Raw genomic sequence first — 12,925 nt, 5'->3', positions numbered from 1 at the left:
CGTCACCGCGCTGTAATTAACGCCAGCCTATATTCCCGCCGCTGTCACACAGCCCCTCTTTCGGCGCTGCGCGAGCCTCCTCGTGCGGCCGCGGTCGGCTTTTGCCTTTTTTGGAGATTGTCTAATGGCTCTTGGTCCCGGTTCGATTGCTTTCGTTGGTTTCAACGCGGACGGAAATGACGGCCTCGCCTTTATTGTGATCGATCCGATCGTTGCCGGATCAGTCATCCGTTTCAGCGACAACGAGTGGAATGGTTTGGCAATCGAATCTGGCGGCGCTTTCAATACGGGCGAGGGTGGTCTGACCTGGACCAATGGCGATAGCGATCTGGCGGCAGGGACGATTGTCGAACTTCTCAATACCTCCTCCGCCGCTACCCGCAGCGCCAACATTGGTACAATCTCCGGCGGAACGATCGCGCTCGGTAATTCCGACGAGTCGATCTATGCCTTCCTCGGCACCTCCGAGAGTGCCCCGACCACGTTCCTGAGCGCGGTGACGAACGCAAACGGCGGCTTCAATTCCGCTGCCAGTGGCTCGCTCGGCGGTACCGGGCTGGCCGCAGGCTCGACGGCCCTGGTGCTGCCCCGGACTGACGGGGCCGATGTCGCAGCTTATGACCCGACACTCGGCGGAGCATCTTTCGCGTCGCGTGCCGCTGCCCTCGCGGCTTTCAATACGACCGCCAATTTTGTCGCGCAAAGCGGCAGCGGCGATCAGAGCGCTGATGGCGTCGCGCCTGACGCGCCATTCCTCACGGCTCCGCAGTCTCCAATCTCGGGTGTGCCCTTTACTATCCAGCCAGGCACTCCGTCGCAAACGGTGGCTTTCGCCGCCGACTCGTTCTCCGTCGCCCACGCTGAAGGGAGCGCCGGAACGACGACCTTCACCTTCACAGTAGAGCGCACCGGCGGTACCACCGGTGACGTCAACTTTAGCGGCCAACTGACCTCGGCAGCGGCCGATGCCGCCGACTTCAATGGCGCTGCTGCAGTGCCCTTCGCCTTCAGCGGGACAATACCGGCCGGACAGGCTTCGGTGCTCGTCACTGTCGAGGTCAACGGCGACGTGACGGTTGAGCCGGACGAAGCGTTCACGTTGACGCTGCAGGCCGCGACCAACAACAACGCGGCGGTTTCGACCTCGCTTGGCACACAGACCACCGCGACTGGAACGATCCAGAACGACGACGCACCCGCGGGCAACGTGATCGGCGGCATCACGATCCTCGACCAGGCGCAGTCATTGGAAGGGTCGGCCACGACCCCGAACGCCACCAATGCAGTGCAGCTCGTTCGGCTCGATAATTTCGCGCCAGCCGCAGGCACCAATGCCGAAGTTGTCTCGTTCGATCCGTCAACCGGTCGCGCCTATGTGCTCAATACCGTGGGCAACACGATTGACATTGTGGCCATCAGCGCAAGCGGCACGGTGAACCTCGTTTCCTCGATCGATTTGGCCGCCCTTGATGGTTTCGGTGGCGCGAACTCGGTTGCGATCAAGAACGGCGTTCTCGCCGTGGCTTACGCCAGTGACCTGCCCGGCGCGAACGGCTTCGTCGCCCTTTTCGATCCGAATGGTACGCTGATCAAGACCGTCGAAGTCGGCGCCGGCCCCGACCAGCTCGTGTTTACTGCGGACGGATCGAAACTGTTGGTTGCGGACGAAGGCGAGCCGGTCTCGATTTCGCTCCCCGATGGCAGCTCGCAGATGGTGAACCCGGAGGGCGGCGTTTCCATCATCAGCCTTTCGGGCGGCGCCGCCAACGCAGCGGTAGCCAACACGATATCGTTCGAGGGCCTCGACGGATTCGAGGCGGTCCTCAAGCAGGCAGGCGTTGCGCTCTTCAACGGCCAGCCGGCATCCGCCGACATCGAGCCGGAATACATCTCGGTTTCGCCGGATGGAAGCCGCGCCTATGTGACGTTGCAGGAAGTCAACGCGGTCGCGGTGATTGATCTCACTGATGCCGCCGCAACCAAACCGCTTGCGATCCTGCCGCTTGGCGGCGTCGATCGCAACCTGGCCGGCAACGCCTTTGACGGCACCGATCGTGGTGGAATCAATCTTCAGAACGCCGATGTGATCGGTCTGCTTCAGCCGGATGCGATCGCGACCTTTGAAGTTGGTGGCGTGACATATTTCGTCACTGCCAACGAGGGCGATGCGCGAGTAGAGCTCGACGACGAGTCCAACCTTGCGAACGTGACGCTTGATGAGGTCGCCTATCCGAATGCGGCGGCACTCCAGGACAACACCACCGGCCTCGGCCGGCTTAGGGTCCGTTCGGACCTCGGCGATACCGACGGTGATGGCGACATCGACCAGGTGTACGCTTATGGCGGCCGTGGCATTTCGATCTTCAAGCAGAATGCCGACGGTACGATTACCAAGGTCCGCGAAACCGGCGGTGAGTTCGAGGCGATCATTGCGCGCGACTTTGCCACACGCTTCAACGTCGATACGGCCGAAGGTGGTGGAAGTGGAGCCACCGACAATCGTTCCGACAACAAGGGTCCCGAGCCGGAAGGCGTCGATGTCGGCGTCATCAATGGGCGGACCTACGCCTTCGTCGGCCTCGAGCGGGTCGGCGGCGTCATGGTCTATGACATCACCGATCCGGCCAATGCCTCGTATGTCGGCTACCAACCACCGCTCGCTGGCGAGGGCAATGCGCCCGAATTGACGAAGTTCATCAGCGCCGCAGATAGCCCGACCGGTACGGCGCTCGTGCTCACCGCCAACGAAGGCAACTCAAGCGCCGGATATGCGGGCGCGGGGCTGACCGTCTACGCGGCCTTGCCGCAGAACTACACCCAGGAAATCCGGGTCGCGTCGTCCTCGACCAGCGTATCGCACGCGGAAGGAGATACCGGCACCACCGCGTTCACCTTCACCATCGAGCGCACCAATGGCACTATCGGTTCGGTCGATGTGATGCTGCAATTGGCGGCGGGTGCGAGCAACGGCGCCAACGCGCAGGACTTCGCGGGCGTCATGAACCTGCCGAGCAACGTCACGGTCACCATTCCGGCCGGCCAGACGTCGGCTACCGTGACGATCAACGTAGCTGGCGATTCCGCGTTTGAAGCCAACGAGAGCTTCACGGCGACCATCACCAATGCGACGACGGCGCAGCAGGGCGTCACCGCTGCAGTCAGCGCCACGCAAGCGGTCGCGACCGGCACGATCCAGAACGACGATGCGATGCATATTTACGAAGTTCAGGGCGCGGGGCATCGCTCGGAGCATGTCGGCCAGCAGGTAACCGTGCGCGGCATCGTCACTGCCATTGACGCGTCCGGCACCGAGAATGGCGGCAACAACCCGGTCGGCTACTACATTCAGGACGCCGTCGGCGATGGCGACTACCGGACCTCGGATGCCGTCTTCGTCTTCTTAGGCACGGGTGCCAACGTCACGATCCCAAGCGGCATCGTCGTCGGCGCGGAAGTGCAATTGACCGCAACCGTCAACGAGTTCGCCAGCACGAACCAACTGTCGGTCACGCAGCTCAATCCAGTGGCAGGTACTACTAGCGTGCTGTCGACCGGCAATGCTCTGCCGACGGCTGTGCGGATCGGCGATGTCGACAACCTCGCGACCGGCCTTGAGCGCAAGCCGGCCATGGTGTCGCTCGGCGACGATGATGTCGATACCGCTCCCCCGGCTGGCACCTACGATCCGGTGAATCAGGGATCGGATTTCTGGGAATCGCTGGAAGGCATGCGCGTCACGCTTGAAGATGTGCGTGTTACCAGTCCCTTCCACTCGAACTTTGACGAGCAGTTCGTAACGCCGAACGTCGGCGTCAACCCCTCGGAGAATTCGCGTGGCGGCCTGACGATCAGCGACACGACGCCCGGAACCACTCAGCCTGCCGACAAGGTGTTCGACTTCAATCCGGAGCGGATTCAGTTGGATGACGAGGCCGGTGTCGCGCTGCCGACCAATCTTCAGACCGGAGATCGACTAGGCGATGTAACAGGCGTCGTGAACTATGCGAATGGCCAGTATGAGGTGAACACGACCGAGGCCTATGGCCCGGTTACGGCCGCGAACCTGCAAAGGGAAACCACCACTATCGTGGAGAATCTGGACCGGATTCGCGTTGCGACCTTCAACGTTGAGAACCTGGCGCCGATCGGCCAACCGGTAGACGGCGTACCGACGCCGGCAAGCAAGTTCGCCGGCCTCGCGGACGCCGTTGTCAACAATCTCAAGGCACCCGAGATCATTGCGCTCCAGGAGGTGCTGGACAATGACGGGGCTAACAGCTCGAGCGTCACCAGCGCTTCGCTGACCCTGTCGCAGCTCATCGACGCGATTGTTGCGGCCGGCGGACCGCGCTACGTGGCTATCGACTCGCCGCCGATCGACAACATTGGCGGTATCCCGAACGGAAATCAGCGTGTCGCCTATCTGTACAATCCGGACGCGGTTTCGCCGACCGGGCGTAATGGCCTGACTGATATTGTCAGTGACGCTGATGGGGTGAAGGTGCAGCAGTTCGCGAGCGCCAACCAGATCGGACAGGGCAATACCGACTTTGCCGCCACGCGCAAGTCGCTGCCGATGGAATGGTCGCCGGTGGGCTACACGGACGACCAGGGCGGCACGTTCTGGACGGTCAACAACCATCTCTCCTCGAAGGGCGGTTCAGCTCCGCTTTACACCACCTTGCTGGATTTGCCGCTCTATGCCGACCCGATCAACGGGTCTTCGCAACAAACCGGCACTTCGAATGAGCGTGAGGGACAGGCCGAAACGATCAATGCGTTTGTCGATGGCCTCCTGGCCAACGGGTCGGCGACCGATGACCGTATTGTCGTGCTGGGTGATCTCAACGACTTCCAGTTCTTCCCGGTGGTTGATCTCATCACGGGTCAGTTGACCCGCACCACCGCCAGCCCGGATGGGACCCCCAGCATCTTTACGCCCGGCACCGCTGTGCTTTCGGAATTGATCAGCAAGCTCCCCGTAAACGAGCGCTATTCCTACAACTTCGACGGCAACGCGCAGGCGTTGGATCACATCCTGGTCTCGAACAATCTGTTCGACAGCGCGCAGTTCGATATCGTGCACATGAATTCGGAGTTTATCGACCAGCTCTCCGATCACGATCCATCGGTATCGTCGCTCGTGATGTCCCGTTCGGCTGCGATCGCCACCGCAGGCAACGACGTGTTCGACCAGGCCGCTTACACCGCGAAGTTTGGCGCGCGAGGCAGTCTCGCCGGCAATGACACGATCAACGGCCTCGGGGGCGATGACCGCATTGCCGGTGGCGCGGGCAATGACGTCATCGATGGCGGCACCAGCGGCGCCGCTGGCGACGTTGCGGTGTTCACTGGCGCACGCAGCAACTATACGGTCACCGTGCAGGGCGGTTCGTTCGTCATTTCCGACAACCGCACCGGCTCTTCGGACGGCAATGACACCGTCACAAACGTTGAGAGGTTTGAGTTTGCGGACCGGACGCTCACGGCCGCCGAGTTGACCGATGCAACGGGGCCCATGCTCACCGCTGCGACGCCGGCGGACAATGCGACCGCGGTCGCGGCCGGAAACAACATCGTCCTGACCTTCGACGAAGCAGTCATGGCGGGCACCGGAAATATCGTCATCAGCAACGGCGCGGGCGACACGCGGACGATCGCGATCAACGATGCCTCGCAGGTCACGATCTCCGGCGACACCGTCACCATCAACCCGACCACCGATCTGGCGGCCGGATCCACCTACGACGTCACGCTGGCGTCGGGCGTGATCACCGACGTCGCCGGCAATGCGTTCGGCGGCATCGCGCAGAACGCTCTCGACTTCACCGTCGCGGCGCCGCAGACCTACAAGCTGCAGATCCTGCACGCGTCCGACTTCGAGGCTAGCCTGAAGGCGATCGACGACGCGCCGCGTTTCGCGGCCATCGTCGACCGGCTCGAGGATACGTTCGCCAATTCGATTACGCTGGCCTCGGGCGACAACTACATTCCGAGCCCGTTCTTCAATGCCTCGAGCGATCCGGCCCTGGCCTCGTTCTTCCCGCCGAGCATCGGCCGTGCCGATATCCGCATCCTGAACTCGATCGGGATCGAGGCTTCCGTCATCGGCAACCACGACTTCGATCCGGGCCCGCGCGATGTGCAGAATCTCATCCGCCCCGTCGCGGATCCCGATGGCGCCGGCCCGCTTGGCGGCTACGAAGGAACCAGCTTTGCCTATCTCGCCGCCAACCTGAATTTTGCCGGCGAGCCGGACTTGGCGCCCAACGCCCAGACCACGCCGCTGACCGAAGCGACGTTCGGCGTCGGAGCAAGCGGAGGCCGCCGCATCGCGCCGTCGACCATTCTCGACGAAAATGGCGAGAAGATCGGCATCGTCGGTGTCACGACCCCGGTGTTCGAAGACATCACGACGCCGGGTGGCGTGCGTATCGTTGGTCCGCGTACGCTGGAAACCGATGCCGACTTCATCGCGCTTGCAGCGGTTATCCAGCCGGCGATCGATGCCGTCATCGCCCAGGGTGTGAACAAGGTCATCATCGTTTCGCAGCTTCAGGAGCTGAAGAACGAGCAGAAGCTTATCACCTTCCTGAAGGGCGTCGACGTGATGATCGCCGGCGGCTCGAATACGCTGCTCTCCGACAGCAACGATGTTCTTCGCCCGGGCGATGTCAGCGAAGGGGAATACGCACAGATCATCACCAATGCGGAAGGCAAGAACACGGTTCTCGTCAACACCGACGGCAACTACAAATATGTCGGCCGGCTGGTGCTCGAGTTCGACGCCAATGGCGACATCATCCCGGCCAGCCTCGATCCCAGCATCAATGGCGCCTATGCCACTGACGATGCGGGTCTGGCGCGAGTCTATGAAGGCTCCGGCATCGATCCGTTCGCCGAGGGGTCGCGCGGCGACGCCGTGCGCGATATCACCACCGTGATTGACGGTATCATCACGCAGAAGGATGCTGTCACCTTTGGCCGTACCGACGTCTACCTTGAGGGCCGACGTGGCGAGGTGCGCGCTCAGGAAACCAATCTCGGTAACCTCTCCGCCGATGCCAACCTGTGGTACGCCAAGTCCGGCTACGACAGCACCGTTCAGATTTCGATCAAGAACGGCGGCGGCATTCGTGACTCGATCGGCTCGATCAGCTCCGAGGGCGACGGCGCGGAGCTGCCGCCTGCTGCGAATCCGGAGGTTGGCAAGGAAGCCGGCGAGGTCAGCCAGCTCGACATCGAGAACTCGCTGCGCTTCAACAACGCGCTCAGCCTTGTCACCTTGACGCCGCAGCAACTGCTTGAGGCTCTTGAAAACGGTGTTTCCAATCCGGGCGGCATCTTCGCCCAGGTCGGTGGCCTCCGGTTCAGCTATGATCTGACCCGCCCTGCCGGGGATCGGGTTCGCTCGGTCACCCTGGTCGACGAAAATGAGCACGTGATCGCGGTCGTTGTCGCCGACGGTGAGGTGGTTGCGGATGCGCCGGCGGCGATCCGCATGGTGACGCTGAGCTTCCTGATCGGTGGGGCTAACCCCAACGCTCCGGGCGGGTTCAACCGGCCTGACGGCTTCCGGTTCGCCGAGTACATCGCGGCCAACCCGGCGTTTGCCAATCGTGTCGATCTGTCTCCGGACAATTTGCCGGCAGACGACGTGGCAGCCCGCACCGGCGATGCCAAGTTCACCGATGACGGCTTCGAGCAGGATGCGCTGGCCGAATATCTCGCGGCGAACTTCTCGGTTACTCCGTACGCGCAGGCGGATACGGCTCCGGCCCAGGATCAGCGTATCCAGAATCTGGTTGCAAACGGCGGTAACGACACCGTTCTGCCGATCATGGGAACCGACGGTGAGGATGACCTCTCCGGCACCGCCGCAAAGGACTCGATCTTTGCCAAGGATGGCGACGATCGCGTCCGCAGCCTCGGCGGCGACGATCTCGTGCTCGGCGGCGGCGGTGATGACGTCATCGAAGGCGGCGACGGCAACGACCGTGTCCAGGGCGGCGAGGGCAACGACTTCGTCTTCGGCGACGCAGGAAACGATACCGTGGTGGGCGATGCCGGCGACGACCGCCTGCGCGGCAATGACGGTAACGACATGCTGATCGGCGGCGTTGGCAACGACAACCTCAACGGCGGAGCGGGTTCGGATGCCTATGCCTACAAGCTGGGCGACGGCTCTGACATCATTACCGAAGCGGCCAACACGCCGGCCGATACCGATACGCTGGCGCTGGTTGATCTCAATGCTGCGAACGTCACGTTCCGCCGGTTTGGCAACGACACTCTGATCGAACTGTCCAACGGCAGCGTGATCACCTTGAAGGATCAGCGGATTGGCGGTGGCGTCGAAAAGGTGACCTTCGCCAACGGCCAGGAGCTCGATCGCAGCGGCATCAACGGCGCGATCGTCAATCGCGGCCCGGTGGCTGTCGACGACGCGGCAGCGACAGTAGGGGAAGACGCGGCGGCGTTCGTCATCCCGTTTGCCGACATTCTCGGCAACGACACCGATGCCGATCTTGACACGCTCTCGATCACGGCGCTCGCCAACATCGTGGGTGGCACGGCCGAGATCGTGGCCGGTGGCATCCGGTTCACGCCGGCCGCCGACTTCAACGGACCCGCCTCGTTCGAGTACACCCTTAGCGACGGCAACGGCGGGTCGGATATTGGCAAGGTCAGCTTCACGGTAACCGCAGTGAACGATGCGCCGGTCACGGTGGCGGACGCCGGCACTGCGGGTGAGAACGAAGCCAAATCGTTTGATCTTCTGGCCAACGACACCGACGTCGAAGGCAACCTGCCGCTCAGCCTAGCGGCTTTCGAGGTCACTGGCGTTGACGGCATCAACCTGACCAACGCACAGGCGCAGTCGGCGTTTTCGATTGCTCCGAACGGCCAACTGCAGTTTACCCCGGGCAACCTGTTCGATGGCCTGAACGACGGACAGGACGCCACCGTCTCGATCCGTTATACCGCCGCCGACAACCTGAACGCCCAGTCGACCGGTACGTTCACGCTGACGGTGACGGGCGAGACCGATGCCAATGTGATCAATGGAACCAACGGCACGAACCTTCTGCTCGGAACCGATGGCGTCGATTGGATCAATGCACGCGGCGGCGTCGACTTTGTTCTCGCCCAGGGCGGCAATGACATCGTGCATGGGGGCGAGGGCAAGGACTACGTGTTCGGCGGCACCGGTAACGACACCCTCAACGGCAATGGCGGCCGCGACAACCTGCTCGGCGAAGACGGCGATGACATTCTGAATGGCGGAGGAGGCAACGATCTGCTTAACGGCGGCTCGGGTCGCGACACCTTCGTGTTCCAGTTCAGCAACGACGGGGCCGGGCGCGACACCGTGTTCGACTTCCGTGCGGGCTCTGGTCCGGACCATGACGTCGTTCAGCTCGATCAGTCGAAGTTTGCCGACTTCAACGCGCTGATGGCTTCCAGTGCGTTGCACGACACGCAGATCGGCGTCGAGATCAGTTACGATGACGGCTCGAGCATCACTCTGGTCGGCGTCAACAAGGCAAGCCTGACGGTGGACGATTTCAAGTTCGCCTGATGACCATCTCGGGTTGATCGTGTGAAGGGGGGCGCGTGCGCCCCCCCGATTTCTGTTGTCAGATATCTGTAACAATTCTCGGATACCGCCAAAGTCGGATGAGTGAGTTTAGCCATTGACAACCGGTCGGCAGAAATCCGGAGGAGCCCGCGGGGAGCTGGATTCTGCGCTCGCGCAGTATCGCTCGGCCTTCCTTGCCATCGCCGGCTTCAGCGCAATCCTCAATATTCTGGCGCTGACCGGCTCGCTGTTCATGATGGAGGTCTATGATCGGGTTCTGCCAAGCCGGAGTGTACCGACGCTCGTTGGCCTGCTTGTGCTGGCGCTGACCCTCTACGTTTTTCAGGGATTGATGGATGCCCTGCGCGGCAGGCTGCTGGTTCGGATCGGCATCCGGCTCGATCAGGAAATGTCGGATCGCGTCTATGCAACGGTAATGCGTTTGCCGATCCAGGCGCCGAAGCGCGGCGAGTCGATCCAGCCGCTGCGCGATCTGGACACGGTGCGCGCCTATCTGTCGGGTCCCGGGCCAACGGCATTCTTCGATCTCCCTTGGGTGCCGCTGTATCTCGGGGTGTGCTTTGCCTTTCATTTCTGGATTGGCGTCACGGTGCTGGCGGGCGCGCTGATACTGGTTTCGCTGACGCTGCTGTCGGAGCTGCTTGCGAAGCAGTCGACGCTCGACGCCAATCGCATCGGTAACGAACGCGCGCGACTGGCGGAAACAAGCCGTCGAAATGCCGAAGCCTTGACCGCGCTCGGCATGGGCAGGTGGATCTCTGGCCGCTGGCAGTCGTTGAACCGCAAATTCCTGTCCGGGCATGCCAAATCAAGCGATCTCGCCGCTGGCCTTGGCGCTACCGGGCGGTCGTTTCGGATGATGCTGCAGTCGGGCGTGCTTGCTGTCGGCGCCTATCTTGTGATCAATCAAGAGGCCACCGCCGGCGTCATCATTGCGTCCTCGATACTTTCGGCGCGGGCGCTCGCACCGGTCGACCTCGCGATTGCCCACTGGCGCAGCTTCGTCGGCGCCAGGCAGGCGCGCGAGCGTCTGAACAAGCTGCTGGTGCTGTTACCGGAACTGAGAACGCCGACGTCGCTGCCCAGGCCGCAACGCGGGCTGACAGTCGATAATATCAGTGCGGCGCCGCCGGACGTTCAGCGGGCGGTCGTGCACGAGGTAACCTTTTCCCTCAAGGCCGGCAACGGGCTCGGAATAATCGGTCCCAGCGCCTCGGGGAAATCCTCGCTAGCCCGAGTTCTGGTCGGTCTGTGGACGCCGGCGCGCGGTACTGTCCGCCTCGACGGCGCGACGCTGGACCAATGGGTTCCCGATGATCTCGGACGCCACATTGGCTATCTGCCGCAGGACGTAGAACTCATTGCAGGGACGGTTGCAGAAAACATTTCGCGGTTTGATCCCAACGCCACGTCGGAGGCCATCATCGCTGCTGCCAAAGCTGCAGGGGTCAACGAACTGGTGCTTGCGCTGCCGCTGGGTTATGACACGGAAATCGGCGAGCAGGGCTCCTCGCTATCGGCCGGGCAGCAGCAGCGCATCGCGCTAGCGCGAGCGCTTTATGGCGATCCATTCCTGGTCGTCCTCGACGAGCCGAATTCCAATCTGGACGTGGAAGGGGACGAGGCGTTGACGCAGGCGATCCTCGGTGCCCGGGCACGGGGAGCGATCGTTGTCGTGGTGGCGCACCGGCCTAGCGCGCTGTCCGGAGTCGATCACGTGCTCGCACTGAACGGTGGACGCCAGCAAGCATTCGGCCCCAAGGACGAGGTGCTTGCCAAGGTGCTGCGGCGCGATGCCGTTGTCAGCACGCCCAAGGTCGTCCAAGCCGTTCAAGGATGAACAATGTCCGACACGGAACTAATTGACGCGCGTCCGTCGATCAGACGGCATATCGTCTTTGGCCTGGCTGCCGTCATGCTCGTTGCCGGCGGCATTGGCGGATGGGCGGCGACCACGGAAATCGCGGGTGCCTTGATCGCGTCCGGAAGTGTTGTCGTGGAGTCCAACGCAAAGAAGGTTCAACATCCAACCGGCGGCGTCGTTGGCGAAATCGCAGTGACCAACGGGATGAGCGTGGCGGCGGGTGATATCCTGGTCCGTCTCGACGAAACCATGACGCGGGCAAATCTGCAGATCGTGTCGAGGGCCCTTGACGAGATGACGTCACGCCGCGCGCGGTTACGGGCCGAGCGCGATGGTGCATCGGAAGTGTCATGGCCGTCTGCGTTCAAAAGCCGACGGCAGGATGAAAGTATCATCGAATTGATGGCCGATGAGCAACGTCTGTTCGAATTGCGCAGTAGCACCAGGCTCGGTCAAAAACGCCAGCTCCGAGAGCGGATCGCTCAGCTTGACGAGGAAGCCAACGGGATTATCGCTCAGCAGGCGGCGAAATCGCAGGAACTGGTTTTGGTGAACCAGGAACTGGAGGGGGTGCGGCAGCTTTGGTCAAAGAATCTGATCCAGATCAATCGACTGACGGCGCTCGAGCGCGATGCGGCGCGGCTCGACGGCGAGCGCGCGCAATTGATCGCGGCGGCGGCGCAGGGACGAGGGAAGATGGCCGAGATCGAACTTCAGATCACCCAGATCGACCGAGAACTGGCGAGCGAAGTTGGCCGCGAACTGCGCGAAATCGATGGAAAGGCCAATGAGTACATGGAACGGAAGGTCGCCGCTGAAGATCAGTTGCGGCGGATCGACATCCGCGCCCCGATCTCGGGCACGGTTCACGAATTGAACGTTCACACCGTCGGCGGCGTCATTACCGCAGGTGAACAACTGATGCTGATTGTGCCGGCGACCGATCGTTTGACGGTAGAGGCGAGGATCGCACCACAAGATATCGACCAGGTACGCGTCGGCCAGCTTGCATTTCTTCGGTTTTCTGCATTCAGCCAGCGCACTACGCCGGAAATAAATGGCACCGTCAGTCGCGTATCTGCCGATGTCACGACCGAACCCCGCACGGGTGCCACGTACTATACGGCGAGGATTGCAATCGAGCCGGCGGAAATTAGCCGGCTGGGCGATGTCAAGATGGTGCCGGGAATGCCGGTTGAGGCGTTCATCAAAACGAACGATCGAACCGTGGCGTCCTATCTTACAAAACCGCTCTACGACCAGGTTGCGCGTGCATTTCGCGAACGTTAGAGACGCGTCAACGTCTGCGCCGCGGGGCGATCGAAGCCGCGGCATGATGCGAGAGCCTTGCCAAATACATTGCCGACTTTCCTGACGCGAAGCTGACCAACCTCGTCAACGAGATGCGTGCTCGCGAAAAAATCTGTCACAAATTTCAAAATGCGTTTTTCGCGCTC

3 protein-coding genes are annotated in these 12,925 nt (G+C 62.1%); all 3 read left to right on the top strand.

All coding sequences use genetic code 11. The features are described from left to right. Positions 1-124 precede the first annotated feature (124 nt). The 3 genes from V1292_RS33755 to V1292_RS33745 all read left to right on the top strand — a co-directional run bounded on the left by V1292_RS33755 (position 125) and on the right by V1292_RS33745 (position 12,758). Positions 125-9,583 (top strand): choice-of-anchor I family protein, encoded by a 9,459-nt coding sequence (locus tag V1292_RS33755; RefSeq protein ID WP_334376888.1) that lies wholly within the window; start codon positions 125-127, stop codon positions 9,581-9,583. Between the two features lie 115 nt (positions 9,584-9,698). Then, on the top strand, positions 9,699-11,444 hold the full coding sequence (locus V1292_RS33750; RefSeq protein WP_442895585.1) for a type I secretion system permease/ATPase: 1,746 nt from the start codon (positions 9,699-9,701) through the stop codon (positions 11,442-11,444). Positions 11,445-11,447: 3 nt separating this feature from the next. Next, complete coding sequence (locus V1292_RS33745; RefSeq protein ID WP_334376887.1) at positions 11,448-12,758, top strand: HlyD family type I secretion periplasmic adaptor subunit; 1,311 nt, start codon at positions 11,448-11,450, stop codon at positions 12,756-12,758. Positions 12,759-12,925: the final 167 nt, after the last annotated feature.

The organism is Bradyrhizobium sp. AZCC 1719 (genome assembly GCF_036924525.1).
GTDB lineage: Bacteria > Pseudomonadota > Alphaproteobacteria > Rhizobiales > Xanthobacteraceae > Bradyrhizobium.
The sequence above is the reverse complement of the archived record's forward strand: the minus strand, read 5'-3'. Positions and strand labels throughout refer to the sequence as shown.

What these genes read in the sequence shown, in the direction of transcription:
- V1292_RS33755 (WP_334376888.1), top strand. Translation starts at nt 125, where the DNA reads ATGGCTCTTGGTCCCGGTTCGATTGCTTTCGTTGGTTTCAACGCGGAC.
- V1292_RS33745 (WP_334376887.1), top strand. Translation starts at nt 11,448, where the DNA reads ATGTCCGACACGGAACTAATTGACGCGCGTCCGTCGATCAGACGGCAT.